The 26,146-nt window shown below is 59.7% G+C and carries 23 protein-coding genes and 2 pseudogenes; 15 read left to right on the forward strand and 10 right to left on the reverse strand.

Annotation, left to right across the window (positions count from 1 at the left end):
• Positions 1-267: 267 nt before the first annotated feature.
• The 5 genes from ACFOM8_RS08815 to ACFOM8_RS08835 form a co-directional block, all read right to left on the reverse strand.
• Complete coding sequence (locus ACFOM8_RS08815; RefSeq protein WP_029074278.1) at positions 268-4,185, reverse strand: ATP-binding protein; 3,918 nt, start codon at positions 4,183-4,185, stop codon at positions 268-270.
• A gap of 113 nt (positions 4,186-4,298) precedes the next feature.
• Positions 4,299-4,979 carry a hypothetical protein gene (locus ACFOM8_RS08820; RefSeq protein ID WP_162759318.1) on the reverse strand — a complete coding sequence of 227 codons (681 nt, stop codon included), beginning with the start codon at positions 4,977-4,979 and terminating at the stop codon, positions 4,299-4,301.
• 51 nt (positions 4,980-5,030) lie between these two features.
• Positions 5,031-6,167, reverse strand: coding sequence for a hypothetical protein (locus tag ACFOM8_RS08825; RefSeq protein WP_377761029.1), 1,137 nt, complete (start codon positions 6,165-6,167; stop codon positions 5,031-5,033).
• Positions 6,168-6,202: 35 nt separating this feature from the next.
• On the reverse strand, positions 6,203-7,474 hold the full coding sequence (locus ACFOM8_RS08830; protein WP_029074277.1) for a hypothetical protein: 1,272 nt from the start codon (positions 7,472-7,474) through the stop codon (positions 6,203-6,205).
• Between the two features lie 32 nt (positions 7,475-7,506).
• Positions 7,507-9,513, reverse strand: a complete 2,007-nt coding sequence (locus tag ACFOM8_RS08835; protein ID WP_029074276.1) for an ATP-binding protein — start codon at positions 9,511-9,513, stop codon at positions 7,507-7,509.
• A gap of 638 nt (positions 9,514-10,151) precedes the next feature.
• On the opposite strand from ACFOM8_RS08835, the gene ACFOM8_RS08840 reads away from it, so the two are divergent.
• The 3 genes from ACFOM8_RS08840 (at position 10,152) to ACFOM8_RS08850 (ending at position 11,652) form a co-directional block, all read left to right on the forward strand.
• The gene (locus ACFOM8_RS08840) at positions 10,152-10,679 is read left to right on the forward strand and encodes an antirestriction protein ArdA (RefSeq protein WP_029074275.1); all 528 of its coding nucleotides are present in this window, start codon (positions 10,152-10,154) and stop codon (positions 10,677-10,679) included.
• Positions 10,680-10,868: 189 nt separating this feature from the next.
• Complete coding sequence (locus ACFOM8_RS08845) at positions 10,869-11,084, forward strand: transcriptional regulator domain-containing protein (protein WP_080700689.1); 216 nt, start codon at positions 10,869-10,871, stop codon at positions 11,082-11,084.
• Positions 11,085-11,130: 46 nt separating this feature from the next.
• Positions 11,131-11,652 carry a DUF2285 domain-containing protein gene (locus ACFOM8_RS08850; RefSeq protein WP_029074274.1) on the forward strand — a complete coding sequence of 174 codons (522 nt, stop codon included), beginning with the start codon at positions 11,131-11,133 and terminating at the stop codon, positions 11,650-11,652.
• A gap of 294 nt (positions 11,653-11,946) precedes the next feature.
• Here the strand turns inward: ACFOM8_RS08850 and ACFOM8_RS08855 are convergent, their stop codons facing one another.
• Together ACFOM8_RS08855 and ACFOM8_RS08860 are read right to left on the reverse strand one after the other, a co-directional pair.
• A complete protein-coding gene (locus ACFOM8_RS08855; protein WP_033450617.1) occupies positions 11,947-12,759 on the reverse strand; it encodes an APH(3')-I family aminoglycoside O-phosphotransferase in 813 nt (270 codons plus the stop codon).
• Positions 12,760-12,864: 105 nt separating this feature from the next.
• Positions 12,865-13,152: a DNA -binding domain-containing protein gene (locus tag ACFOM8_RS08860; RefSeq protein ID WP_029074272.1), complete on the reverse strand. Its 288-nt coding sequence runs from the start codon at positions 13,150-13,152 to the stop codon at positions 12,865-12,867.
• 463 nt (positions 13,153-13,615) lie between these two features.
• Here ACFOM8_RS08860 and ACFOM8_RS08865 point away from each other — a divergent pair, with 463 nt between their 5' ends.
• From ACFOM8_RS08865 to ACFOM8_RS08910, 10 genes and pseudogenes are all read left to right on the forward strand, one after another.
• Positions 13,616-13,885 carry a helix-turn-helix transcriptional regulator gene (locus ACFOM8_RS08865; protein WP_018426335.1) on the forward strand — a complete coding sequence of 90 codons (270 nt, stop codon included), beginning with the start codon at positions 13,616-13,618 and terminating at the stop codon, positions 13,883-13,885.
• Positions 13,886-14,962, forward strand: coding sequence for a replication initiator protein A (locus tag ACFOM8_RS08870; protein ID WP_033450619.1), 1,077 nt, complete (start codon positions 13,886-13,888; stop codon positions 14,960-14,962).
• A gap of 58 nt (positions 14,963-15,020) precedes the next feature.
• Positions 15,021-15,539 (forward strand): DUF2840 domain-containing protein, encoded by a 519-nt coding sequence (locus ACFOM8_RS08875; RefSeq protein WP_029074270.1) that lies wholly within the window; start codon positions 15,021-15,023, stop codon positions 15,537-15,539.
• Entirely contained in the window at positions 15,536-16,081 is a 546-nt protein-coding gene (locus ACFOM8_RS08880) for a S26 family signal peptidase (protein WP_089389392.1), read from the forward strand. The genes ACFOM8_RS08875 and ACFOM8_RS08880 overlap by 4 nt, the downstream gene beginning before the upstream one ends.
• Positions 16,082-16,116: 35 nt before the next feature.
• On the forward strand, positions 16,117-16,452 hold the full coding sequence (locus tag ACFOM8_RS08885; protein ID WP_029074268.1) for a DUF736 domain-containing protein: 336 nt from the start codon (positions 16,117-16,119) through the stop codon (positions 16,450-16,452).
• Entirely contained in the window at positions 16,449-17,381 is a 933-nt protein-coding gene (locus ACFOM8_RS08890) for a lytic transglycosylase domain-containing protein (RefSeq protein ID WP_050450562.1), read from the forward strand. Before ACFOM8_RS08885 ends, ACFOM8_RS08890 begins: the two co-directional genes overlap by 4 nt.
• 505 nt (positions 17,382-17,886) lie before the next feature.
• Positions 17,887-18,348: pseudogene (locus ACFOM8_RS08895) on the forward strand (relaxase/mobilization nuclease domain-containing protein); the annotation flags it as partial.
• A gap of 168 nt (positions 18,349-18,516) precedes the next feature.
• Complete coding sequence (locus ACFOM8_RS08900; protein WP_414903295.1) at positions 18,517-19,749, forward strand: DUF3363 domain-containing protein; 1,233 nt, start codon at positions 18,517-18,519, stop codon at positions 19,747-19,749.
• A 217-nt stretch (positions 19,750-19,966) separates the two neighbouring features.
• The gene (gene floR, locus ACFOM8_RS08905) at positions 19,967-21,181 is read left to right on the forward strand and encodes a chloramphenicol/florfenicol efflux MFS transporter FloR (protein ID WP_001747811.1); all 1,215 of its coding nucleotides are present in this window, start codon (positions 19,967-19,969) and stop codon (positions 21,179-21,181) included.
• 93 nt (positions 21,182-21,274) lie between these two features.
• Positions 21,275-21,391, forward strand: a pseudogene (locus tag ACFOM8_RS08910) (DUF3363 domain-containing protein); the annotation flags it as partial.
• Here the strand turns inward: ACFOM8_RS08910 and tetR(G) are convergent.
• Positions 21,388-22,014 (reverse strand): tetracycline resistance transcriptional repressor TetR(G), encoded by a 627-nt coding sequence (tetR(G), locus tag ACFOM8_RS08915; RefSeq protein ID WP_024353490.1) that lies wholly within the window; start codon positions 22,012-22,014, stop codon positions 21,388-21,390. The pseudogene ACFOM8_RS08910 and the gene tetR(G) sit on opposite strands and share 4 nt — an antisense overlap.
• A 104-nt stretch (positions 22,015-22,118) precedes the next feature.
• Here tetR(G) and tet(G) point away from each other — a divergent pair, with 104 nt between their 5' ends.
• Both tet(G) and ACFOM8_RS08925 read left to right on the forward strand, forming a co-directional pair.
• Positions 22,119-23,294 carry a tetracycline efflux MFS transporter Tet(G) gene (tet(G), locus tag ACFOM8_RS08920; RefSeq protein WP_024353491.1) on the forward strand — a complete coding sequence of 392 codons (1,176 nt, stop codon included), beginning with the start codon at positions 22,119-22,121 and terminating at the stop codon, positions 23,292-23,294.
• Between the two features lie 89 nt (positions 23,295-23,383).
• Positions 23,384-24,301 (forward strand): LysR family transcriptional regulator, encoded by a 918-nt coding sequence (locus tag ACFOM8_RS08925; RefSeq protein WP_035302745.1) that lies wholly within the window; start codon positions 23,384-23,386, stop codon positions 24,299-24,301.
• Between the two features lie 34 nt (positions 24,302-24,335).
• On the opposite strand, the gene fabF is transcribed toward ACFOM8_RS08925, so the two are convergent.
• Both fabF and ACFOM8_RS08935 read right to left on the reverse strand, forming a co-directional pair.
• On the reverse strand, positions 24,336-25,598 hold the full coding sequence (gene fabF, locus ACFOM8_RS08930; protein WP_081650885.1) for a beta-ketoacyl-ACP synthase II: 1,263 nt from the start codon (positions 25,596-25,598) through the stop codon (positions 24,336-24,338).
• Positions 25,599-25,602: 4 nt separating this feature from the next.
• A complete protein-coding gene (locus ACFOM8_RS08935) occupies positions 25,603-26,112 on the reverse strand; it encodes a winged helix-turn-helix transcriptional regulator (protein ID WP_042061242.1) in 510 nt (169 codons plus the stop codon).
• Positions 26,113-26,146 lie beyond the last annotated feature (34 nt).

A 26,146-nucleotide genomic window follows, 5' to 3' on the forward strand; every position in this document is an offset into this window, starting at 1 on the left:
AGCTTGCGAGAAAGGGATTATCGTTCGCTGGTGAATTTCCCGCTGACATTCTCGCCATCCGCCGCAGCACGGGAGATTCTCTGCCCGTTTCGAAGAACCAGCAATCAACGATTAGGGGAGAATGGCGCGCCCCGCCGGGTGATGATGAGAACTATGTCTACGCTATAGCTCTCTAAATGCACCCCGGACATTGCGCGGGTATTCAGACGCTTTCACTCTTGACATAAGGCATTGAAAATCAAAGGAAGTACCAGAAGATATCAGCTTTCAAGTCTGGTCATAGAGCACGCCCAAAACCCGGCGCGCAGAAACCATCGCCGGCGCGCTGGCGGCACCGTCCAATACCTCGGTGGCAACCACCATCGACGACCCAAGGCCGCCGATCGTCTCGAACTGGCGGAGGTGAGCGAGGCTGCCAGAAAGGCTTGCGCCAACGCGCTTAAAGATGCTTGTCCCGTCGTCGAGCGTAACGGCGGCGAGTTTCCCTTCCCATGCGTCGAGTTCGCTTGGGGTCAGTTCCGCACCGCCCAGAATGATCTGGCCGGGTAATGCAAGGGGCACGGCGCTGTCTTCGCGGATCCGGTAAGCGACCTCGATCCGACCGAGTTCCTGCACCATGTCGATTGCCGTCGCTTCGCCACCACCGGATGGCGGAGCCATATCGGTGAAAATCGCGCCAACGATGCGAAACAGTCGAACCTTACTCTCGTCATAGGTCATCGTCGGGCGCGGGATTCGGGGATCAGGCGTTTGCGTCGCGAGTGAAATACCAAGTGAGCCGGGTGCCTTGAGCAGCCGCCGCGCCAGCACGTTACCCTGATGCCGAGCAATCACGAGGTTTCGGTCGCGGCCGGGATAGGCTTCCGCCTCGACGATTGCGACCGCGCCGGATGGAACTGCGAAGCCCAGTGTCTCGCCTCGAACGTAGAACAAAGCCTTTCCGTCGAACCATTCGCCGTTGAGTTGTTCGGTGGCCATGTCCTGGGAGCCGCCGGCCGGTACCGAGCGGGAGAAGGCTGCAATGTCGGGGCAGATCGGCACCGAAAATGTAGGTCGCGCCATCGTTGGCAGAGACACGACGTTGGTCTCCGAGGCATCGGTCGGCGCCAGCGGTTCACGCCAACGATGCAATCGGAACTGCTCGTGCACCTTCTCGATCCCGGTCCGCAGTCGAACGAATGCCGGTTCGACGTCTTTCACATCGACATACGTGATGGATGCCCGTTCGCTGTGATGGGCCTTGTTGAGGACGCGTCGTGGATCCGCCCCATCGACTAGCCCAGGGTCACCGACGAAACGCCGCAGGACCGGATTGGAGAACAACTCGCCGCCGCCATTGGTTATCAGCGCGCGCAGTCGATCAAGCAGAGGGAAGAGGGTGAGCGCCTGCGTCGATGTCGCGTGGGCCGGCTCCGCCAAATCATCGAACAGATCGCCTAGACGTGCTTCGATAAAGACGCGCAGGTTAGATGCATAATCCTGTGCCGCGACCGCTGAATCCGGATTGTTGATGAATGCCTGCCGGAGCCGGTCGACCTCCTCGATGGTCGGCGACAAGCTCAGGGTCGGATGGACGCTGTTGACAGCGTGAACAGAGAGATGCTGGACACGATCGGCCATACGATTCTCCGCAACGACTGAACGGGCGAAACGGCGATCGTGGGTGGTGATGAGCAGTTGGGCGCCTGCCTCGGCAACTGCGGCAAGCCCATGCGCCAGTCTCTGACGGTTGTCGTGATCGAGCAATTCCTGCGGATCGTCGAGAATGAGCAGCGAAAGCCCGCCACGCGTTGCAAGCACATGCTCCCGGAAAGCGAGAAAGAAGCCGAACAGTGCACCGCGCAGAGCGGAGGCGTTGGAAATGTGCTGCGCTGGCGCGGTGACGCCCTCGCGGCCGACCTTGAGGTCCAGCACACCTCGCGCATTCATGTCCGTACCGATGAGGTCGGGCGCAAAGGTCGTGGCATTGCGATAGATCGCGCGGCGCCAGTATTCAGACCGATTGTGGAGTTTGCGGCGCAGCGTGTCGACCTGCGTCTGCGCCAAACCGCCGAGCGGAACGAGAAGGTTGAGCGCCGTGACCGCCCGCGCGCAAGCCGCGATACGGTCTTTTTTGGCGTCACAGTCTTTGCGCGCGGCTTCCATTCGGCGCACCTGTTCGCTCGCTGAATTGAGCGGGGCGACGCCTTCCACGATCCGAAGAAGCGAGGTCAAGCGCCTGCCGATCGCCCGATCTGCGTCTGCATCCCCATCGCCGCCGCGTCGCACCGTGTGCACAAAGGCTGTCAGCGCCATCCCGTTCTGCTCCCGCCATTCAGCGAAAGCCAATGCACGCACGATGCGATCGATCATCTGTTGCAGCCGGGCAGAGCCTGCCTGCAAAGCGGCGGGCAGCGATCGACCAGCCGGTTCCTGAAATTCTGGAAGTGCGGCAAGCCGTGCGTCGATCAACGCAACGGCATCAGTGCGTAACGTCCCCAAGGTGCCGCGGAACGGTTCCGTTGCAAAAAGATCGTCAGCCAAACCAGCCCGAAGCAGCGCGGCAGGAGAGGTGGGCAGGTCATGGCGCACTTCGCCACTTATCGCCGGCGGCAGTTCCTGAAGGAGGCGCCCGCACCAATGCGCCGACCATTCGGCGATCGTCCGCGCAATCACCTCCCGGTCGCGTGCTGCCTCGACGAGATGATCGGTTACGGGCACCCCTGTCACCGGATCGCACGCGCCGTGAAGTTGACCGACGCAAACGGGGCAAGTGCCGTCGTCGATATGGTCATGATCGTGCATCCACGCCGATACCTTGGCATAGAGTTGGGCACGACGCGCCCGATCGGGATCGGCAGCCAACGTCGACAGCGTCGCGGCTTCAGCCTCCACCTGCGCCAGCAATTCAACGACTTTGGCGGTCTCGGCAGCGTCCACCTTCAGCGCGGAAAGGCGGGTAATCGACGGCAATTCGCCGATGACCTTTAGCCCTTCGATTGCCGGGCGAATGCTGGCTTCAAGATCGTCGCGGGCCTGCTTGTTCTCCGCGTCAAACCCTGTACCGAGCACCTCTTGCGCTTCGCTCAATGCCTTGGCTTTGAGTTCGACGAAATGCTTCGCGATTTCAGCGATTCGTTCTTGTGCGCCTTCGGCATCTACCGTCGGCCGGTCTCCTTCAAATGCGATACTCGGTGTTTCGGTGAGGATTGCGGCGAGGTCGTCGGCCGCTTGCTGATAGCGGCCCGCGATCTCCACTCTCTGCTTTTCAAGCTCGGGCGTCGCGGTCTTGGCAAGACGACCGGCCATCTTTTCGGCGTGCCGCGCGAGGTCCACGAGGTCAGCCAGACCAGTCAGTCGTGCCACCGCTTCGCCCAGCTGAGATGTCGAACCGACCGAAAGGAACGGCAGCAATGCGGGCATGATCGTAGCGATCCGCCATGCGATAGGATCGATGCCCGTAGCGCCCAGATCAGGAGGCGTTTCGTTAATCTTGCCGCGAGTCGTGCGGATTTGTGAACGACGTAGCGGTGGCAATGGGGTGCCAGTCGAATCCAAAAATGTCAGTTCGACCCAGCTATCTGCGGGGATCGGCTGGCCATCCGCGGGAAGCTCGGCCGATTTGGGCGGCAACGGGGTGATCGCCGACATAGGGTGCGTCGTGGTCGCGCCATCGTCACGCAAAATCTCACATGCAAAATCCAGCGGCCCCTCTTCTGGCGGCCGCTGCGACCGGATCAGGTGGCTGGTCAGGCACCAGACAATCGCATTGGCGATCGAGGTCTTGCCCGAACCGTTCACGCCTTCCAGCAGCGTCACGGGCTTTCCCGGTTCAAATACGAAAGATGCCGGCGGGGCGCTTGGTCGGCCATAGGCGTGTAACCCCGCGAAGCGGTGCGCCTCGACCTTCACCAGACGCAAAGTCTTGATGGCGCGGCTACCACCGTCCTCGGCCGATGCTTCGATCGTCGGCGGAGGCGTGCCGATCATGTCTATGATCGCCTCGGTATCTCCGGCCGACAGATTTGCCTGCCATCTGCCATGATTTTGCCGATACCAGTCGAGGACCGCCCGCGCGTCATCCGAAGCCATCGCGAGTTCATCGCCACCGCCGAGAGCCACGGCACGCCCACCGACCAGATCGGCGAGCAGGGCGTCGATTGTCAGCAGATGAATGTCACGCGGTGCTGGCGCGTCGTCGGCCATAATTCCCCCTTCTTCAGCTATACTGCTGATTGATTCCTTTTATCGCATCATGATCTGAATTTATTCAATAGATATTAGAAAAATCGCGAACCTCGCCAAATAGTACGCCACCATTATTTTGCCTTCGCCGGAATAGGCTTGGCAGCAGCTCCATGAAGCCAGTCGACCCAATTTCCGAGGAAAGCGCGATAATCTTTCATCGTGATCTGAAGAAAATGGAGGCCCACGACGGCACGATCTTTCTGCTTTGTACTAACAAAGCAGAACCTCGTAACTGGCGCCCCTTCCGTCGTTTGGCCTTGGCTATCGAGGTATAGGACGCCTCCGTGCGCCAACCCGTTACGCAGAATGCTGCAGAATGTTTCCGTGGCTAACGCGCCGGCGGCGGTTAGCGCGAGGTCTGCGGCAAGAGCTTGTTGAATGTCCATCGGCAGACCTTGCTTGGAAAGATCTGGTAGTGCCGCGTCCTTTGGCAAATAATGATATCGCCACGCGCCTACGTTATAGAATGGTGCCTTGGCGACAGCGCTCTCACCGATATCCGCCTTTACCGCTCTTGCTAATGTGGCGTCGAGAACGGCATCATTGAGATGGCCGACCGCTCTGCCCTTTTGCGGCTTCCATATCCTCTCGATGGGCAAATTCACCATTGGCGTTGAGAGCGCCAAGAGGAATGATGCGTTCAACGGAAGAATCCGTCCATCGGATTTGTTCGAGACTAAAGGCCAAAGCTGTTCAAGAAGTATCTGGCATCTGCGAGGAACGTCGATGCTGAAATTTTGTGGATTACCCATGTGTCCCCGACCCCGTCGTTCAACTATTATATCAACGTCCTGGGCTTGGTCTCAGGTCCCCGGTGGACGCACGTCGTTTCCGAAGAGGTTGGGTTGCTCCAAGGCATCCTTCTCGACCTGTTCAGTCATCGCCTGGGCAGATGCGATAGTTGCGCCAGAGGTTGATTTCCATGCATTCGCGAATCGTTGACGATCGACATTTGCATAGTCGAGAAGTGCTCCGAGCATCGATTTTGTTTGGACGCTGAGACCATCAAACGTCGGCAGCGCGATGTGGTAGCTCGCCATTTCAAGCTCGCGCCCGGTCACGAAAAGCTGGTCCGATTTGAGGAGCCGTACCGCTTGATCCGCGACGATTTCGGCTGGGATTTGATCCAGATCCCGCTTTAAACCGGCTTCTACCGCCATAGCGGTTCCCCTGCCACCGGGCGCGTATTTTTCGACCAGTGCCATAGCCAAGCGAAGCGTCTGCTGCCCATCGTCATTGCCCAATGCACCCAGCCGCACAGCCCTCAGGATCAAGTCCCGCCTCTCGTCTATTGTCCGAAATGCCGCACCGACGCTTACGTAATCGAGGCTCTGGCAAGCGATGGCCCCAGCAAGGTAGGCCAAGCGGCCAGCCGAGCGAGCAGCCTGTGAATCCGGATGATAAGCAACGGCGGCCGCGGCCAACCGAGAGAAGCCTTCCAAAGCTCTGACTGCGGACGGAGCGCCAAACCCCTCCGATAGAGACGACAGTATATCAAACCGTGCCTCCTGAAGGTTCTTGTTTCGGAAGCTCTTATCCACGGCCTGCAATTCGGCGATCAGTTGCTCATCACCCATTCGCTCCGGATAGAGAACAGCCTGACTGTTCTGAATGCGTTGAATGTCTGTGCCATCGATTAGTTGAAGGTCCAGCTTCTCTGCCACGGACCGTAGATTTTTACGCTTATCGGTCGTTGCAACATATGCACCATCAACGTCGAGCGCATCGGCCAGTCCGCTTGTCCAGAAAATGCGCTCAACTGCCTTTGGACGTTGCTTGTATTTGATGTCGCAAATCTGCACCCGGCGAGATGTGCCGGTTGGACGCTCGTATAACCAAAGGTCAACGTCAGTGAGGTCTTCATCCGCAAAACGAAACGGAACCCCGCGAATGACGAAGAACCCAGCACGCAAGAAGTAGGCGCGCAGAACCTCCTCCAAGACGGCCCCTTTGGGTGTTTGTACTTTATCGTTCATCACAGCACCCGCCCGCCGCGAACGGCCTCAAGCACGTCCCGCGTCGCTCGCTTGCTCAACGGGGATTGGTTCTTACGAATTGATGTTCGGCTTTCCTCGGGACCGACGTATCCTGCCATGGGCGCGCTCGGCAGATCGGCTAGAGATTGGGCATAGGCATTACCCTGCGTGAGTACCTGCAACGCAAGCTCGCCTACCTCCCTCTTAAGTAGCCGCAGATAGTAGCGATTAGAATAACTCGCGTCTCGCCGGAGCTTAACGACGCCGTTGACCTCAAGAACCCGATAGTCTTGCCCGATAGAAGTTGTCGGTCCAACCTCACGGCCGGATATCAGCTTGCTCACAAGTGCAGGAAGCTGCGTGATCCTGCCTTGGGAGGATGGTCGAGAAATCATGCCGTAGGTGAGCGCTGCCACAAGCGATTTAGCCATGTCGAAGCAATCATCCACCATCGGATCGACAAACTTATGAAAGGCGGCTGGTGCAGTGACGTATACATGGCTGCCCTGCTCGTTCGTGACCTCGTTGAGATCATAGACGGCTGCCGCAACCAGCTTTTCAAAGAGCGGCTTCGACAGAACGTGCTCAACGTGCTGTACGCTCAAGCATCCGCTCTTCGACAGTTGTTCGGAGATTTCGCTAATTAGACGCTGTTCGGCATCGTCGAGCGAGGTCAGTACCTTTTGGGTTTTTGCGACGGACGACCGGCGGAAAAGGTTGCCGTTGAACAGCAACCGGTCGTTGCCATCGCCCTCCTTATCGACGAACCCAATGCCCTCAGCGCGATCGAGAAAATCGTCGACCTGGGCATTCGTGAGCTTGTGCGTATCGCCAATCCGTTGAGAGACATCGGCGCGCCGGATGGGCGCTTCCGAAGCGACTTCCGCCAAGGTGATTGACGCTTCTTCGTAGGTGCTCGGCTCAGCCTCGTTGTAGATGTCAGTGGCGTGCCCAAGCGAACCGCGCGTCGTGACGCCCAGAATAGAGATGTCCTCCTTGGACTGATCGATCAAGCGCTTACGCTCAAGAACTTGGAGAAGCCCGTTCAGCTCCAAGCGGGGATCGAGGCCCGAGGCCACAGCGATGGCGCGGGCTTCAACCTTGGTGACAGTAGCTTGGTTTGTCTGGCCAAGTTTCGTAAGGAGGGTAGCGGCTTTCGCTGCTTCGTTGATAGCGGGAAACTCCGCTGGTCCGTTCACATCCAGAACGAGCTTGCGACCATGGTGAATTACCCACGCGCCCTTGATTTCCCTGTCGCTCGCCGTTCCCATAAGCCCCCCTTCGAATTTTTGTACGAATTTGTTCAGTCTATTCCAAGCTTATTGAAGAATATCTTGTTTCTCATCTCTGCGTCCCGAAGAAGCTTAGTCCAGCTTAAAACCTCCATATAAAGACTGTTGTTGCCGAACCATCGAAACCATCCAAGCCCGTCAGGCATAGGTGTGAAATCTTTTTCGAACTCAAGCCATTTTCTGACCTTGGCGGTGAGGTCGCAAACTACGTATCCGTAGAATGGCGTCGTACCGTTGACGACAATGTCTCGTCCTGTAGGAGTCTTGAACTTTCCCTCTCGAATTTGGTTCACATAGCGAACGATCTGCTGAATCGGATCTTCCTTTGATGAAGGGTCAGCAAAATTGTCGCGCTGCGGCTTCTTGAACTCGAAAATCGTGATGGGATTGCTGGCCTCGTTCTGCCCCCGAAAAGCCACGCGCCGATTGTAGATGGTGATATCTGTTCTGTCGCCATTGGCTCTGTTTAGCGGCTTGTCGGAAGAAACGTAGGACGAGAAATTCAGTCGTTCATCCAGCATCCAAAGATTATGCGCATCGTAGTCGAGGTCTTCTGAGTCCTTCTTGCGCCGCATGATGATGTCATGCACGTCGCCTTCCGATTTGTGTTTTCCACCGGCATCGATTTCCAGAGACTTGGAGAATAGGTCGAGAACACACTTTCTCATGGAAACGTAGTGGATGAGATCATTCTTGCTGGTGTCGGAAATGCTATCCATGAGCTGATTAATCTTTTCACCTAGCTCATCGAAGTTTTCCGATTTCAGCAGTGCGGCGACCTGTGACCGCGTCCGGATTTCCTTTTCGTATTTCTTTTTTTGAAGATGAAGCTCGATATCCTGATTGGACGGCCGCATGGGTAAGGCGTCGAAATCGACCTCATTCGCGAGCGTCCGATGCCAGGGTGCATCGGCCGAAACATAGTCGGCGATACGCGCCTGCTTGCGCCTCTTCCGCTCGGTAATTTCCGAACCGACTGCCGACTGAGCGATTTCTGCGGCCCTCTGCTCTATCTCGCTTTGGGAAATGCCGTTGAGCAGATCGTTATCGGTCTGAAAGCGGAACTCGCCTCTTTCGAGAGATACGTTGTCATTCAGGTAGTCGCTAAAGACATAGGACTTGACGACAAAGTTGCGCCCTTTGGACAGGTCTTGTTCGGGACCGGTGTCATAGAACTCTTCGGCAAACTCAGGGATATAGGTTTGAAGCGGGTTGTCAGTCACTTCGCGCCGGTGCGCGACTAGGCTGACTTTGCTCTTGGCCGACCTCGGAGCATAGAGTTTGAAAACGCGGACCTGGAACTCTTTGGCCTCTTCGTTGCTCGTGAGCGTGAAGGTGCCGTGCTCGACACTCATCTCGACGATCTGGCTGTCCCCCTTACCCAAATAATCGTTGAGCGAGACGCCGCCAGCCGGCTCCTTCGCCTCCCTGATCACGATACGCGGACACACCCGCTCTTTATCCACGAAATACGGCAGCAGCCGTTCGACGATCACACGACTGACGGTCTCAAGGCGCTTGTCCGGGAATCTGACCGACTTAATGCCGGAAATCTCAACGGCAGTACCGGTCTCCCGCTTTTCTGAAGCGGACGTTTGCTCGTCAACGATGATATCCTTGTCGAGGCCCATCCTGAAGGATCGATGGTGAAACGCATCGCCAACGGCGAAGGTGCTCGTCACCTTCACATGGTTGAAATACTTGAGGCAGGTGAAACGGCCGAACCCCTTACCGCCATCGGCGATCTTCTGTTCAGTATAGAGGGTATCAAATGAATCCCGGTTGCTCTTTGTAAAGCCGACCCCGTTGTCCTTGACGATAAACCCGTCGATATCCTCAAGACGGTCAATGATGTCTGCCTGTCCGCTTCGAAGGATTTCGATCTGGATCAGGCCATTCTTGACGCCCTTTTGGTCGATTGCCTGAATGGCGTTTACCACTAACTCCACCAGCGGCGTGTAAACATTGGTGCCAGAACGGATATTCTCGACCAACCGCCTGACGTTGACATTGCTCATGCCAGCTCCCTCGCATCCGTCGAGCTAAAGTCTTGCCCTTCTCTGGACAGGCTCGCCGATGTCATTCTTCTTTCCCTCTCGTTTCTCGCTGCGAAGCTCTGGCGGCGGAAGACGCTATGCATTCGCGGACGTACTCGCGCATGAACTCTCGAAGCACTTGTGCCGCTGGGCGATCATGGACTTGGCACGCCGCGACGAATTCGTCCCGCAGATCCCGGTCCAACCTGATGCGCAACCCGACATCTTTTTTGGTCATGTGGGAAGTGTACCCAATGGATACACATCCGCAAGAGAGATCATTCCACAAGGAACGGCGGTCCGGATGCCAGTGTCTCCAGTCCTGCGCGTTGCTACATCCTGATCCAGTTAACGCGCTCGATCTCGACTTTGCTCTGGCCGAACTGGCTGCTTGCCTCGTCTACTTCAAGATAGTCACTAAGGGCGTTGCCCTCGCGCCAGCAAGGTAAGTGGAACCGTCCGGGGCGGTATCCCCGGCCTTCCGCGCTTCGCTTGTGCAGACCGGGTGATCCCCCTCCACCCCGGCCGCCCTTGCTCGTTGCTACCCCAGTCTCGGCGACGGCCAGAAGGTCAGGCGCGGCGTTCCGCTTCGCTGACCTTCAGACCCGAGGATCAGAGACATGACCAACGTATCCGACAGTACCCCCCGCATCTATGTCGCTTGCCTTGCCGCCTACAACAACGGCTATCTGCATGGCGCTTGGATCGACGCGGATCAGGACGCGGACCAGATTAGGGGCGCGATTGCCGCGATGCTTGCCCGTTCCCCTGTCGAGGACGCGGAGGAATACGCCATTCACGATTACGAGGGCTTCGAGGGCGTCAGCATCTCGGAATATGCCGGCATCGACATCGTGGCGCGGATGGCCAGTTTCATCGCAGAGCATGGCGCACTTGGCGCGGGCCTGCTGGAGCAGTTCAGCGGCGACATGGACCAAGCCGAATCCACGTTGGAGGATTGCTATCATGGTCAGTTCGCCAGCCTCGCCGACTACATGGAGGAATTGACCACCGAGAGCGTCACGATCCCCGAAGCGCTGCGCTACTATGTCGATTGGGAGAGGATGGCGCGCGACGCCGAGATGGGCGGCGACCTGTTCACTATCGAGACCGCGCACGGCGAGGTCCATGTGTTTTCCAACAGGTGAAAACATGACTGCCTGTCCGTCCTCATACGGGCAGGCGTCGCGGAGTCGCCGGGCTGTCGCCAAAAATACCAAAAATGATCGGGTTAGCCGCTCAAGGTATCTGCTTTGAGCGGCTTCTATATTTCCAGTGATGATTGAACCTCTTCTTGCCGGGCGCTGCCCAGCATCCCGGCTCGGGGAGGTGACGCCATGCTCAACATCGATTGGCGATCACCGGCGGCATACGGGCACACAAAGCACATCCCTGCCGCTGGTTTCGCTTGGGAATACCTGCGCCGCAACGACGAATATCGTCGGGACTGCCGGACCATCGCATTGACCGCAGGGGCGGCTGCCCGCGACCTCGAAGAGTTCGCGCATCGCTGGGGTTTGCGATTTCCCGTGCGATCCCGACGCGCCGCATGATCGGCAATCGCCGATCTGGAGTCCGCGCCTTCAACCGCAAGCCGTGATGTTGTCGCCAGTCAATCACAAGGACGACGACACCGAACCGGTACTGACGTTGGCGCATCTCGACGGCCTCGATATGCGCCGCGCTGCCGATGGCTGGCACGGCATCTGGCAGGCGGACGGCGTTGCGCATCAATTCTGGCTACCCGTGGCCGTGCCGGACACCGCCGCATTTTACGCCGTCACGCTACCGATGGACGCCTTTCTGGAGCTGCGCGCTCACGCTGTCCGTCGATTCTGGCGGTCCCTCAATGGCCGCGCGCCCGGTCCCGACTTCCGGGCGATCCCCGCCCAGCTCCGGCAATGGCACATCCTGTCCCTGCGTGCGCTCGACGCACGGTTCCGCGGCGAAAGCTACCGCACCATCGCCAAAGTCCTGCTCGGCTTTCGCGGCAGGAAGGAGGATTTTGAGAACGACCCGCGCAAGAACAAGGCCCGCCGCCTAGTTGCGCATGGCATCAAGATGATGCGCGGCGGCTATCGCCTGTTGCTTCATTACCCGATCAAACCCTGCAAGCGTTAATCGTCTGCGAGCCCTATCTGTCGAAAATCGTGTCGCAAATTTGTGCCACTTACGACAATGACATGCAACACGGAAACCCCTTGCTTCTCCGAGACCGGCCGATCTGTTAGAGAATTTTAGAAATTGCGTGACGGTGATGGTATTTGCCGGTCAGATCGATAGGGGCCGTTAAAAATAGCACTTACGCTTCTCGCCCCCTATCTCGCAAGGGATGCAATTTCGAGAATGACGGAGTTTGGTGGTTCTGCCACTGCCAGCCTGTGTTTCATTTGCCGTGGTAGCTGTCGTCTAATATCAAAAAAGCTCGTCCAACATCAGGTGGAATAGCAGCTTGCTTGGATCTGGCTTAGGAACGCCGTACCGGGCGAAAAACCTGTCCTGTAACGCCTCATCGAACTCTCCGAGACAGTTCCAGAGTATCGCCAAATCTTGGTAGCGGTCGGCAATACCGACACGGCCTGCGTCGATACAGCCGATTACCACACCATCCACCATAAGAAGGTTATCGAGCGAGAAGTCCCCATGTGTGACAACCTGATCGGCCATGAAAGGCAGGTGTCGATGCATTTCCTGCCAAACCTGTTCTGCTGTCCAGCCTTCGCGTTCCTCATCGAAATCGTCTTCTTCGACCAAGCCGGCGTCGATCCGTTTGCGCGCCAGTCCGAGTCGATAGCTATGATCGCTGGTAAATGGACATTCGCTGATCGGAATTGCATGTAGCGTCCGAAGGAAGTCCGCCAGCGCATCAACAATGGTCGTTCTCTCCTCTGGACGCGCTTCCAGAGCCTGATATGCGGTTTCACCTGCCAAGGCCGTCATAAGGAGCCAGGCTTCGTCGGTAGTGCTGACGAAATGCGTGACGGTGGGAACCGCGATGTGGTTGGCCATCCAACGCAGTCTAACCATCTCATCCACGAGATCATTGGCAACGGTATCGCGACCATGCTTCAGGAAGAGATCGGGTGCACCTGCCTTGCCGTAGAGCCGATATACCACTCCCCCGGACTCACCGACATTATTCCGCGCCCACGAATATCCCTTCACCTCTTCCGATAAACCCGCCGGCACTGGCATCGCCACGCAGTTTACTTCCCTATATTCATCCATAGCTTGCCTATATTCATCCATAGCTTGCGTAAATCTACTTGCGGGTAGTTGTCGCAACAATCCCGAAATCTGCGACAAGAAACAAGCTGAAATTGTCTCCGATCTTCATACCTTGTTGGCTACCGCCTGCTCCAGAATCTTCCGATAGCCTTCACGCGACAGCCATTGCGCGCGCTCCAGATGACTTTGCCAGCATCGGCGCGACCGAAGTTCCTCGGCGACGGGATCGCGGTGCAGCACGATCCGCGCGACCTCCTTCCAGTCCGCATCTTCGGCCTTCGCATCGAGAAGGCGCAGATACGTCACGAAATGCCGTTCGTCATAGACGGTTATGCTGTCGCCTGTCGGCGCGATGTCGTCCACATCGGGATCGAGTTCGACGGGAACCCGCATAGTCATTCCCCGTATCCGAGAGATTTTTGTCTGCGGTGCGCCCCCGCAAACGATTCTCTCTGACTCTTGGTGATCGGGGAGTTCGAAACCGTCACGAAACGGCCCCATGGCCTTTAGCTCGGAAAGCCTGTTGTATACGCCACAGGCTCCCCGACCATAGGTCAAGGAGTTGGTGCCGTTCTGGCCAGCACCAGCCATTCGTGAGGGGTTTCGACGCCCCAGAGCAGCGCGTCTGCTCCGCCTACATTCCTAGCCGAACCGTGCGCAAATGTCTTTGCCTATTCGGCATGGCAGGCGTTGAGCCGCTGAAATCCCTCATCATATTGGACGCGCGCCGCCCCGAAGGGGGGTGCCGTTAGCGCATAGGCGCAAATGCGGCACGCTACGCGCCGCCGATCCCCCGCCATGGTTCGCCACAGTCCGCTGCCGCCCCCGGCAGCCCAATCCCGACTGGAGGTGATCCATGCCCAACCCGCTTGCGGGCCTGCCGCCGCGCCTGCTGCGCACCAAGGAAGCCGCCCGCTTCCTCGGGATATCCATCCGCACCCTTGAGAAGCATCGCACCTATGGCACCGGCCCGACCTATCGCAAGGTCGGCGGGCGCGTCCTCTATACCGTCCGCGATCTGGAAGACTGGAGCGCGGCGGGCGAGCGCAAATCCACCCGCGACAAGACCGCCGGCACCGTCTTTCCCGCGCGTCCGCTTACGCCCGAAGAACGGGGCGACTGCTAGATGCTGCGCGAGGACGATCACGACCCCGCGCAGCCGGCCGAGGACAGCGAGCGCAGCCGCCTGGACCCTTTCGTGGTCGCAACGGGCGACGCGCCGCCGCGTGACCAGCGCGATTTGATGGAACGGCCGTTCTTCTCGCTGGCGAAGACCCCGCGCACCAAGCCGATTCTCTACAAGGCCGCCGACATAGAGGTGCAGGTGTTCGGGATGCCCGAGCATGGCATGGCGACCATATGGGACGCCGATGTGCTGATATGGGCGGCCTCGCAGATCGTCGCGGCCGAGAACAACGGCCTAACCACGTCGCGCTTTGTCCGCTTCACCCCCTACCATCTGTTGCGCGCCATCGGGCGGCCGACCGGCAATCACCAATACCGGCTTCTGAAAGCCGCGCTGGCGCGGCTGCAATCGACCGTCATCGCCACCACCATCCGCAACCGCCCGCATTGGCGTCGCCGGCAATTCTCATGGATCAACGAGTGGGAGGAAATGACGACGCGCGCCGGCCGCGTCGAGGGCATGGAGTTCGTCCTGCCCGAATGGTTCTACAACAGCGTCATCGACCGCTCGCTGGTCCTGACCATCGACCCGGCCTATTTCCGGCTGACTGGCGGCATCGAGCGATGGCTTTACCGCGTCGCCAGAAAGCACGCCGGGCACCAGCGCCACGGCTGGGTTTTCGAGGTCGCGCACCTTCACCAGAAATCCGGCAGCCTCGCGCGGCCGTCCGACTTCGCGCTCGACCTGCGCCGGATCGCGGCCCGCCAGCAGCTTCCCGGCTACCTGCTCCAGATCGAGCGGGAAGACGGCCGCGAGTTGCTGCACATCCGCCCCGAAAACTTGTCCACAGGCACTGTTGACAACCCTGTTAATGCCATCGGCAGATCAGGCGCACGGGGTATCGGCACATCAGGCGCACGACTATCGGCAGATCAGGCGCACGAACCGCAGCTAACGCTTTGGCCTGAAAAGCGGAATCCGACCGCTAACTTATCTAACAGAGAATCTAACTCTCTTTGTTTGACGCGCGCGCAGGCGAAGCGTGGTGCCGGTTCTGCCCGAAGGGGCGAGCCATGACGCCCGCGCTCGACGCGCTGCGCTCGCGCAGCCCCCAGCACATCCCCGGAGACGAACAATGACCCGTCGCGCCCACCGCAGCGCGCACGGCCGTCCGCTGCCGGACGGGCCTGCGCCCTTCACCACATTGGTCGAGCTGACCTTCGAGAAACGCAAGGTCGAGCACTGGATACGCTTCGGCCGCAAGACCTACGAGCAGATCATCGACCGTCGCCGCAGCGTCGTCGGTTTCGCGCCGAGCAGCGTCTTTGCCTTCGTGCGATGGGCGAAGGGCGAGCACGGCACTGTCGTTTCCCGCATCGACATCGTGCGCGCCATCGGCCGGGGCGAGCCGTTCCAGACATTGCCGTTCGTGCGCCCCGGCGGCGAAATCCTGTTGCGCCTCGATAGCTGGCCCAAGGTGCAGCGTGCGCTTGTAGCTATCGACGCCGTGGATGCGCTCGGCCTCGATCCGGCCGATGCCTCGCCGGATCACTGGCGGCACGTCCACAACCGTTTAACCGCCAATCTGGAGCCGCACGCCTACACCCCCGAGCGACACGCCGCTTGGCTTCACTGCCGAAGGATCGCCCCATGACGCGCCGCCGCACCCTCACGGTGACGGCGCTCGCCGTCATCGGCATCGCCGCCGCAAGCGCGGTCGAGACACCGACGAAACTCATATGGAACGCCACCGCCAGCGCGCCGGTCGGGTTCTACACCGTCGAGCCGGCCGACGCGCTTGATGTGCCCGAGCTGGTCGCCGTCATGCCGCCCGAACCGCTCGCCGCCTTCATGGTCGAGCGCGGTTATATCGCGCGCGGCGTCCCGCTGTTGAAGCGCGTCGTCGGCCTGCCGGGGCAGCGGGTTTGCCGCTTGCGATCCACGATCACGGTGAACGGGATCGAGATGGGCGAGGCGCTGGAGCGCGATAACCTCGGCCGCGATCTGCCCGTCTGGCAGGGCTGCCGCGTCATCGGCGACGACCAGCTTTTCCTCATGAACTGGGAAGTCCGCGACAGCCTCGACGGCCGCTATTTCGGACCCATCCCCGCAGCTTCCGTCATCGGTCGAGCGGTCCCGCTCTGGACCGATGAGGAAGGCGTCGGCCGCTACGAGTGGCGCACGCCGACGCACTGAAACGATCCCCGAAAGCCAATCACAGGAGATTTTCCATGGCAGAAATAGGCACCTTCACCCGCACCGAAACCGGCTATGCCGGGGAGCTTCATTCGTTCGGCCTCCACGAAAAGCTGTTCATCGTTCCGGCCAAGCCGAGCGATATGAAGAACGCGCCCGACTATCGCCTGCGCCTCGATAGTGAGGACGGGCCGGACGCCGGCCCGGCATGGAAGGACGCAAGCGAAAATGCCGGCGACTTCGTGTCGATGAGGCTGGAGGGACCGATCTTTCCGTCCCCGATCCGCGCCAAGCTGTTCCAGTCCAACGACGATCCTTCGGTCTGGACGCTGCGTTGGAAGCACCCCCGGAAAGTCGAGGACGAGGAATGACGGCCGCGCGCGTACGGCCCGCCATCCGGTCCAAGATCGTCATCCCTTTGTTCGCGGAAAAGCCGTCTCATCCCTTCGTCCCGCTCGGCGGCCAGACGGCCGGCGCGCGCAGCGAAGGTCAGGGGCGGCCATCGGCCGGCGCTTGCGCCTTGCCCTTGACCGCAGCGAGCACGCTGGCAGGCTGGCGGCGAACCGGAAGCAGGCCGGCATGGCATTATGCTGTCCTGCTGCTGGCGGGGGCGATTTCCGTCTGCATCGGATCGGGCGTCGCTGTCGCGCAATCCACGTCGGTCGAGCGCCCGGTCGCCGCCCATCCGTATGCGATCCACATCGCCGAGGCGTCACAGCGTTTTGGCATCCCCGAGCACTGGATTCGCGCCGTGCTGCGCGCCGAGAGCGCGGGCGACGTGCGCGCCGTATCGTCGGCTGGGGCGATGGGATTGATGCAGGTGATGCCCGACACATGGGCGGGCTTGCGCGTCCGCCATGGCCTCGGCCGCGATCCCTACGTCCCGCGCGACAACATCCTTGCAGGCACGGCCTATCTGCGCGAGATGTTCGACCTCTACGGCAATGTCGGCGCGATGCTCGCGGCTTATAACGCCGGCCCCGGCCGCTATGACGAGCACCGTGCGACGGGCCGCCCGCTTCCCGCCGAGACGCGCGCCTATGTCGCCGCACTCGCCCCGATCCTTGGCGGCGCGGCTCCATCGGATGCGCCGTTGCAACCACCGGCACCGCCGCCCGACTGGCGCGAGGCACCACTATTCGTCATGCGCCCGGCCGACACGCGAGCTACCGCCGCGCCGCCGTCCGAGGTGCAATCAGGCGACGGCCGCGCTGCCGTTCCGGCGCGCGACCCTGCCCGTGCGGAGCCGCAGTACGGCAGCATTTTTGTCGCCGACGCGAGCGGCGGGGGAACGCCATGAGGGCGGCGTTCCCGCACTCGGCGGCGCTCATTCCGGTGTCCAGTCAGGCAGGTTCTTGCCCGGCTGACTTCCCGGCAGGAGGGGTGGAAAAGGCAGAAAGGGCGGAGGGCAAGATTAAAGAAGACGGCACCATATGGGGCCGCTTCTGGAAATTGTTGTTGTCTGCACACTGGTTAGGTGGCCGGTTCCGGCACCATGGTTTTGAGGGGCCGCGTGCCGCGATTTTGCGCAAAGCCTTGGCTTTGCAGGGTTTCGAGCGGCACCATAGGCGCAGATCGGCCGTTTTTCGGCGGTTTGGGCTGGAGTCGCGCCCTTGAGCGCCGACGACGAAAACCGCTTCCGTCCGAAGCCCGGCCGCATCCGATCCGACACGCCGAAGGCCGGCAAGACCAAGAGCTTTTTCACGCAGGTCAGGAAGATCACCCGCCAGCATCAGGCGGCAGCCTCACGCGATCCTTCCATGCCGTCATCCGCGCGCCCGTCATCGCCGGGGCGGTCTCGCGCCATGGCCGCCAGCGGCAAGGGCGTGAAGCGCGGCCGGGGCGCGAGCTTCGTGCGCGCCCGGAACATATCCGGCAACTGGCATCATCGCCAGCCGGGCAGCCGCCGCGTGATCGTCAAGCAGCGCAGCGTCCGGGCCGCATGGAAGGGCGGCCGTGCCCGCGCGCATCTGCGCTATGTCCAGCGTGACGGAACCTCGCGCGACGGCGAACGCGGCCAGCTCTATTCGGCGCATGAAGACCGCGCCGATGGCGACGCCTTCCTTGATCGTGGTCAGGATGACCGCCATCAATTCAGATTCATCGTCTCGCCCGAGGATGGCGCGGAGCTGTCGGACCTCACGGCCTACACCCGCGATTTCATGAAACAGGTGGAAGGCGACCTCGGCACGAAGCTGGATTGGGTTGCCGTCAATCACTACAACACCGGCCATCCCCATGTGCATGTCATCGTCAACGGCCGCGATGATACGGGCGGGGATCTAGTCATCAACGGCGACTATCTCGCCAACGGCCTGCGCGAGCGCGCCAGCGAGCTTGCCAGTCTGGAACTCGGCCCCGTTACCGAGATTGAGCAGACCCGCAAGCTGTCCGCCGAAATCGACCAGGACCGTTTCGCCCGCATCGATCGCGCCATGGCCGAGGAAGCCGATGCCCGTTTCGTCGACCTGCGCCACGAGCCGGCAGCGCCGAGGCGGCAGTTCGAGCGAACGCTACGCCTGCGCAGGCTCGCCAAGCTGGAGAAGATGGGGCTGGCGACCGAGCACGCGCCCGGTGTTTGGGAATTGAGCAAGGACATGGAACCGGTCTTGCGCGAGTTGGGCGAGCGGGGCGACATTATCCGCACCATGCACAAGGCGCTTGGGCCGCAGGGCGGCGAACGCGATCCCATGAGCTTCCAAATCCATGACGGAGCGCCCGAGACGCCCATCGTCGGCCGCGTCGTGGACAAGCACCTGTCCGACGAGCTGGGCGAGAACCTGACAATCGTGGTGGACGGGATCGACGGCCGCACACACCACATTGCCGGCATCGCGCCCGAGCGGCTGGAGGACGCCCGCATCGGCAGCGTCGTCCAGATCGGCCCGGCCGAGGCGGCAGCCCGACCGTCCGACCGCACCATCACCGCCATCGCCGAGGACGGCATCTATCGGCCGAGCCGTCATCTGGAGCAGGCGAAATTCGAGGGCCGCGTTCCCGGCGGCGACTATGAGGGCTATATCGATGCCCATGTCCGGCGGCTGGAGGCGCTGCGCCGGGCCGGCATCGTCGAGCGCATCGACGCCGACCAATGGCGCATCCCAGATGATCTGGTCAGCCACGCGGCTGATTACGATGCCGGCCGCGACCGGCAGGCCAGCGTTCGCGTGCTTTCCCCGGTTGATCTGCAAAGGCAGATACGTTCGGACGGCGCGACATGGCTGGACCGGCGATTGGTCCATGGCGAAACGGCCGACCTTGCGCCGACCGGCTTCGGGCAACAGGTCCGCGAAGCCATGGACCAGCGCCGCGAGCATCATATCGAACAGCGCGACGCTACGCGCAACAGGGACGGCCGCATCTTCTACCGGCGCAATCTTCTCGGCACCTTGCGCGAGCGCGAGGTTGCCCGCGTCGGCGCGGAGATGGCCGAGAGCAAGGGACTGCCGTTCCGCGCCGCTACGGACGGCGAAAACGTCAGCGGCAAGTTCACCGGCACCGTGCAGCTATCGAGCGGCAAGTTCGCCGTGGTCGAGAAATCCCATGAGTTCACGCTTGTCCCGTGGCGGCCGGTCATCGACCGGCAGCTCGGCCGCGAGGTCATGGGCGTCGTGCAGGGCGGATCGGTGTCGTGGCAGTTAGGGCGGCAGAGGGGGCTGGAACGCTGAGTGCGCCCATGCCGCATTGCGAAGCAAAAGATAATCGGATAAAAGGTAGCAATTCATATTCGTAAGCGTGGAGTAATCAGATGGGAAATTCCAAGTCAGCAGACAAGTAAGCCGCAACAACCAGTATTGTTGTTGCGGCGCTCTGTAAGGCTAGTCTCATCTGATTGCTGACGAGCAGACGTCGCCCGGTATTCCTTAATCGAGCGGTTGATTCGTCATGACCACCACACGCCCCGCGTGGGCCTATACGCTGCCGGCAGCACTGCTGCTGATGGCTCCTTTCGACATCCTCGCTTCACTGGCGATGGATATTTATCTCCCTGTCGTTCCAGCGATGCCCGGCATCCTGAACACGACGCCCGCTATGATCCAACTCACGTTGAGCCTCTATATGGTGATGCTCGGCGTGGGCCAGGTGATTTTTGGTCCGCTCTCAGACAGAATCGGGCGACGGCCAATTCTACTTGCGGGCGCAACGGCTTTCGTCATTGCGTCTCTGGGAGCAGCTTGGTCTTCAACTGCACCGGCCTTTGTCGCTTTCCGTCTACTTCAAGCAGTGGGCGCGTCGGCCATGCTGGTGGCGACGTTCGCGACGGTTCGCGACGTTTATGCCAACCGTCCTGAGGGTGTCGTCATCTACGGCCTTTTCAGTTCGATGCTGGCGTTCGTGCCTGCGCTCGGCCCTATCGCCGGAGCATTGATCGGCGAGTTCTTGGGATGGCAGGCGATATTCATTACTTTGGCTATACTGGCGATGCTCGCACTCCTAAATGCGGGTTTCAGGTGGCACGAAACCCGCCCTCTGGATCAAGTCAAGACGCGCCGATCTGTCTTGCCGATCTTCGCGAGCCCGGCTTTTTGGGTTTACACTGTCGGCTTTAGCGCCGGTATGGGCACCTTCTTCGTCTTCTTCTCGACGGCTCCCCGTGTGCTCATAGGCCAAGCGGAATATTCCGAGATCGGATTCAGCTTTGCCTTCGCCACTGTCGCGCTTGTAATGATCGTGACAACCCGTTTCGCGAAGTCCTTTGTCGCCAGATGGGGCATCGCAGGATGCGTGGCGCGTGGGATGGCGTTGCTTGTTTGCGGAGCGGTCCTGTTGGGGATCGGCGAACTCTACGGCTCGCCGTCATTCCTCACCTTCATCCTACCAATGTGGGTTGTCGCGGTCGGTATTGTCTTCACGGTGTCCGTTACCGCGAACGGCGCTTTGGCAGAGTTCGACGACATCGCGGGATCAGCGGTCGCGTTCTACTTCTGCATCCAAAGCCTGATAGTCAGTATCGTCGGGACATTGGCGGTGACGCTGTTAAACGGCGATACAGCGTGGCCCGTGATTTGTTACGCCACGGCAATGGCAGTGCTGGTGTCGTTGGGGCTGGCGCTCCTTCGATCCCGTGATGCTGCCACCGAGAAGTCGCCAGTCGTCTAGCCGACGACTGGAAGCAAGCCCGCTCCGATGCGGCGCAATAATCATCGAAACCTTGTGAATGGCGGTATCCTGTCCGGCAAGATACCGCTCATTTCCCTTGTCCCGTGGCGGCCGGTCATCGACCGCCAGCTCGGCCGTGAGGTCATCGGCATCGTGCAAAGCGGATCGGTGTCGTGGCAGTTGGGGCGGCAAAGGGGCATAAGCCTCTAATCTGTTGTAGATGAACGCAGCCGCTCGAAACCAGCGATGAGGCTGTCGAGTCCGAAGTTGAACGCAGCATCCATGCCGTCTGTTTCCAACTCGTGAAACAGATCGTGCAGGAAGGACGACGGTGCTTGCTCGGACACATCTGGCCTGTCCGGAACTCTCTCATCGGCATCAGATGCCTGCTGCTCGAGAACGGAACCGACCACATAGTGACTGACCGCCCGGAGCGCCCAAACAGCGTGCTTCGGACCAAAGCCCGCCGCGCAGAGAAAGCGTATTTGTGTCTCGGCAGCGCCAAAATTCGGTTCTGTCGGTCGAGTGCCGGCATGGATGCGCGCCCCGTCGCGATAATAGAGCAACGCCGTTCTGAAACTCTGGGCGTTCTCTTTCAGGAATAGCCGCCAGTCTTCGTTCTCTTCGGGTAGCGAGCGGGTGTGGCGTTCCGTCAGCATTGCCTCGGCCAGTGCGTCAAGCAGCGCGCGCTTGTTCTGGAAATGCCAGTAAAGCGCAGGCTGCTGAACCTTGAGGCGTTCAGCGAGCTTTCGCGTCGTCAGGTTGTCCATGCCAACCTCGTTCAGCAGCTCCAGCGCCGCTGCGATCACGGTGCCCTTGTCCAGTTTGGTCATTCACGTTCCTTCGCCAACGCTTGACAATTTATCACCGATAAGTTCTATGTCCATGTCCTTATCATTGATAAAGTCGCTCGCATTGAGCGGCGCTGGAGTTTCAGGTGCGCAGCTCTGCCATCATCGCCCTGCTGATCGTCAGTCTCGACGCCATGGGACTCGGCCTCATCATGCCGGTCCTTCCGACGCTTCTGCGCGAGCTTGTGCCGGCGGAGCAGGTCGCTGGTCACTATGGTGCTTTGCTGTCACTCTATGCGTTGATGCAGGTCATCTTCGCGCCCGTGCTTGGACAATTTTCAGATGCTTACGGTCGGCGTCCGGTGCTTCTGGCTTCCCTTGCGGGGGCCGCAGTCGATTACACGATTATGGCATCAGCGCCGGTCTTATGGGTGCTCTATATCGGCCGGCTCGTCTCCGGCATCACGGGCGCAACCGGAGCTGTAGCTGCCTCAACCATTGCGGATTCGACGGGGGAAGGTTCTCGCGCACGCTGGTTCGGCTACATGGGGGCCTGTTATGGGGCAGGCATGATTGCCGGGCCAGCACTTGGTGGTATGCTCGGTGGTATTTCTGCCCATGCTCCGTTTATCGCCGCTGCCCTTCTCAACGGCTTCGCGTTCCTGCTAGCCTGCATTTTCCTCAGGGAGACTCGTCGCGGCGATGGCGAGACCGGAAAGCCGGTTCGCATCAAACCATTCGTTCTGTTCCGGCTGGATGATGCATTGCGCGGGCTAGTGGCCCTTTTCGCAGTTTTCTTCATTATTCAACTGATCGGCCAGGTCCCTGCGGCCCTATGGGTCATATATGGCGAGGATCGTTTTCAGTGGAACACCACGACCGTTGGCTTGTCGCTCGCGGCGTTTGGAGCAACACACGCGATTTTTCAGGCGTTTGTTACCGGCCCTCTTTCAAGCCGGCTTGGAGAACGGCGCACGCTACTGTTTGGCATGGCTGCGGATGCGACTGGCTTCATTCTTCTGGCTTTTGCCACGCAGGGATGGATGGTGTTCCCGATTTTGTTGCTGCTTGCCGCCGGAGGTGTTGGCATGCCGGCCTTGCAGGCAATGCTTTCAAACAATGTCAGCAGTAACAAGCAAGGAGCTTTACAGGGAACGCTTACAAGCCTCACCAATCTAAGCTCTATCGCGGGACCGCTTGGCTTCACGGCACTCTATTCTGCCACCGTAGGAGCATGGAACGGTTGGGTTTGGATTTTCGGCGCGATCCTCTATTTAATATGTCTGCCAATACTACGCAGACCTTTCGCAACTTCATTGTGATTGAGTCATGGCGAATTGGTATGCGTAGACTTACGAGAAATGACGGATTAAATCCGTTGAGCAATCATCTCCTTTCGGGGCGAGTGCCAATGATGACCTTAGTTCACACTCTCGCTGTCGCCGAATATCTCAACTTCCGTCACGCCGCCAATGCGCTCGGCGTTGCACAGTCCAGCGTCAGCGCCCGCGTGAAGGCACTGGAAGAAGACCTCGGCATCCTCTTGTTCGAGCGTCATGCACGCGGCGTTCGGCTGACCGAGGCCGGACGCCATTTCGTCGAGCGGATAGCCGTAGGTATTGACCAACTCGACCATGCGGTGAAAACCGCCGGCATGGCGGCAGCCGGAGAAAGCGGCCGGCTTCGTATCGGTATCCATGCCCTGATTCCGCATAGCTTCCTCGCAAAGCTGATCGGCCAATACCGCAAGGATCACCCCGATGTTGAAGTCGAGATCGCCGAAGGCCCGGCCCGTGAAGCGGTGGTGCAGCTTCGCGCCGGCAGGTTGGACGTGGCGTTCGTCGCGGGCACGCCCCAACCACCCGACTGCCATTCCCGTCGCACATGGACCGAACCGCTCTTGGCGGTGCTACCGGAACGGCATCCGCTCGCCAAGCGGTCAGCCGTCACATGGCCCGATCTGGCAGGCGAGACGTTCCTTGTCCGGCATGGCGGCACTGGACCGCAGGTTCATAGCCATATCATGCTACGCCATGCCGAGCGCTGGCCTGCGCCGTCGATCCTGCGCTTCGACGTGGGGCGTGGCACCCTTTTGTCCTTGGTCGGACAGGGCTTCGGCATCACCATCGTCGGCGCGGCCACGGCGCTGTTGCCGACAAACGGCATTGTCTTCTTGTCCTTCGCCGACGAGCCGGAGCCGGTCGCCTTCTCGGCTGTCTGGTCGCCGTCCAACCGCAGCGCGGCGCTTCGTAACCTGCTCAGCCTCGCCAACGACATGGGCCGGCAGGTCTGCACGAATTCAGTACTGCCACGGATAGCGAGGGCGTGAGCCGAAGTGGTCGCGGAAGCACCGTCCGGGACTGTTATTGCCATCGCCGGAAAGCGACACTTGCATTAACGCCGCCAAAGCCGAATCCGTTGGAAATGGCATGTTCCATGAGAACAGGCCGTGCAGATTGGCGAACCAGATCGATACCTACGGCAATAGGATCGGGGCTCTCCAAATTTCTCGTTGGGGGAGCGATTTGATCCCGTAAGGCGAGTATCGTGAAGATCGCCTCAATGCCGCCAGCGGCACCGAGTAAGTGCCCCGTCGCTGACTTCGTGGCGCTTACAGCTACATCATGATCGCCAAAAACGGATTTTATCGCGGCTATTTCTCCTCGATCCCCTACGGGGGTGGAGGTTGAATGAGCGTTCAGATGTTGAACATCGTTGGGCTTCAAACCGGCACTTTGTAGCGCGATTTTCATTGCACGGGCCGCGCCTCGACCGTCCTCTGGACCGGCAGTCACATGGTGTGCATCAGCGCTTGTGCCGTATCCTACCAATTCGGCTATGGGTTTGGCACCCCGAGCAAGGGCATGTTCCAATTCTTCTATGACGATCAGACCCGCCCCTTCGGACATTACGAAACCATCGCGCTCGGTGTCGAACGGCCTTGACGCCATTTCAGGTGTAGTATTGTAGCCGGTAGATAGTGCTCGCGCGGCAGCAAATGCCCCGAGACTAACCTTGTCAATGCACGCTTCTGCTCCACCGCACAGAGCGATATCGGCTTCGTTGGAGCGTATCAGCCGCGCGGCGTCTCCGATGGCCTGAACGCTCGCAGCGCAGGCGGTTACAGGCGTGCCAATTGGGCCTGTAAATCCATGCCTGATGGTAACGTGTCCTGCTGCAAGGTTGGCAAGAAACGACGGCACGGTAAACGGTGAGAGCCTCCGTGCTCCCCGTGTATCCGTTATGCGAACTGCCGAAGCGATAGCAGGAAACCCGCCTATACCAGAGGCGATAATTGTCGCCGTGCGCTCACGTTCGTAGTCGCTCGTGGGATGCCATCCTGCCGTTTCAAGAGCCTCCTTCGCGGCCGCAAGTGCAAACAGAATGAAGCGATCCATTTTTCGTTGATCCTTTGTGTCAACGATTAAATCTGGATCAAAACCGGCTTCGGAATCTTCAATCAGGCTGGGAACGATTCCCCCGATTTTCACCGGTAGATCATTGGAGATTTCATCAGGCAAATTCCTGATTCCCGATTTCCCGTCGAGGAGTCTTTTCCAGCTTATTTCAGTGCCAGAACCAAGGGGGCCAACTAAACCCATGCCGGTTACAACAATTCGGCGCATTGGATTATTCCGTTTCTTTTTCTGAGCTTATTCGCTTCATGCGATTTATGACGCGCATCGTTTCCTCTGTTGCGGCGGGGCCTGCCAGAAGAACGGTGTTTTCGGGAGTGATTGCTTCTCCTGTATTCGCGTCGATGATAACGGCGGTCCTCTCCTGTCCGGTTTTCTTGTCACCAAGGCGCATGGCTATTTCATTGGGCGCAAGGTTCCGGTTCCCCCATGCGAACAGGGCGATTGCTACCGGATAGAAATCTCGCCCCTTGTCGGTAAGGACGTATTCAAATCGAGGCGGATGATCATTGTATCGTTGCCTTTCAAACAGTCCTTCCGCCGTGAGATGCTTCAATCGCCTCGCCAAAATGTTCGCGGAAATACCGAGATTCTTCTCGAATTCATCGAATTTGCTAAGCCCTTGGAAGGCGTCTCGCAGGATCAGGATGCTCCACCAGTCACCGACGCTTTCCAGCGCTCGGGCTGCGGGACACTCGAATGACAGAAAGCTTGTTCGTTGCATGACACATCCATAATGGTGTAACTTCCATCATGCA

This window comes from Paracoccus angustae, assembly GCF_042648745.1.
In the GTDB taxonomy this organism is placed as follows: domain Bacteria; phylum Pseudomonadota; class Alphaproteobacteria; order Rhodobacterales; family Rhodobacteraceae; genus Paracoccus; species Paracoccus angustae.

Coding starts and splice junctions, on each gene's coding strand:
- ACFOM8_RS08815 (WP_029074278.1), bottom strand. CDS start 4,185: ATGGCCGACGACGCGCCAGCACCGCGTGACATTCATCTGCTGACAATC.
- ACFOM8_RS08820 (WP_162759318.1), bottom strand. CDS start 4,979: ATGGGTAATCCACAAAATTTCAGCATCGACGTTCCTCGCAGATGCCAG.
- ACFOM8_RS08830 (WP_029074277.1), bottom strand. CDS start 7,474: ATGGGAACGGCGAGCGACAGGGAAATCAAGGGCGCGTGGGTAATTCAC.
- ACFOM8_RS08835 (WP_029074276.1), bottom strand. CDS start 9,513: ATGAGCAATGTCAACGTCAGGCGGTTGGTCGAGAATATCCGTTCTGGC.
- ACFOM8_RS08840 (WP_029074275.1), top strand. CDS start 10,152: ATGACCAACGTATCCGACAGTACCCCCCGCATCTATGTCGCTTGCCTT.
- ACFOM8_RS08845 (WP_080700689.1), top strand. CDS start 10,869: ATGCTCAACATCGATTGGCGATCACCGGCGGCATACGGGCACACAAAG.
- ACFOM8_RS08850 (WP_029074274.1), top strand. CDS start 11,131: ATGTTGTCGCCAGTCAATCACAAGGACGACGACACCGAACCGGTACTG.
- ACFOM8_RS08855 (WP_033450617.1), bottom strand. CDS start 12,759: ATGGATGAATATAGGGAAGTAAACTGCGTGGCGATGCCAGTGCCGGCG.
- ACFOM8_RS08860 (WP_029074272.1), bottom strand. CDS start 13,152: ATGCGGGTTCCCGTCGAACTCGATCCCGATGTGGACGACATCGCGCCG.
- ACFOM8_RS08865 (WP_018426335.1), top strand. CDS start 13,616: ATGCCCAACCCGCTTGCGGGCCTGCCGCCGCGCCTGCTGCGCACCAAG.
- ACFOM8_RS08870 (WP_033450619.1), top strand. CDS start 13,886: ATGCTGCGCGAGGACGATCACGACCCCGCGCAGCCGGCCGAGGACAGC.
- ACFOM8_RS08875 (WP_029074270.1), top strand. CDS start 15,021: ATGACCCGTCGCGCCCACCGCAGCGCGCACGGCCGTCCGCTGCCGGAC.
- ACFOM8_RS08880 (WP_089389392.1), top strand. CDS start 15,536: ATGACGCGCCGCCGCACCCTCACGGTGACGGCGCTCGCCGTCATCGGC.
- ACFOM8_RS08885 (WP_029074268.1), top strand. CDS start 16,117: ATGGCAGAAATAGGCACCTTCACCCGCACCGAAACCGGCTATGCCGGG.
- ACFOM8_RS08890 (WP_050450562.1), top strand. CDS start 16,449: ATGACGGCCGCGCGCGTACGGCCCGCCATCCGGTCCAAGATCGTCATC.
- ACFOM8_RS08900 (WP_414903295.1), top strand. CDS start 18,517: ATGGCCGAGGAAGCCGATGCCCGTTTCGTCGACCTGCGCCACGAGCCG.
- floR (WP_001747811.1), top strand. CDS start 19,967: ATGACCACCACACGCCCCGCGTGGGCCTATACGCTGCCGGCAGCACTG.
- ACFOM8_RS08925 (WP_035302745.1), top strand. CDS start 23,384: ATGATGACCTTAGTTCACACTCTCGCTGTCGCCGAATATCTCAACTTC.
- fabF (WP_081650885.1), bottom strand. CDS start 25,598: ATGCGCCGAATTGTTGTAACCGGCATGGGTTTAGTTGGCCCCCTTGGT.
- ACFOM8_RS08935 (WP_042061242.1), bottom strand. CDS start 26,112: ATGCAACGAACAAGCTTTCTGTCATTCGAGTGTCCCGCAGCCCGAGCG.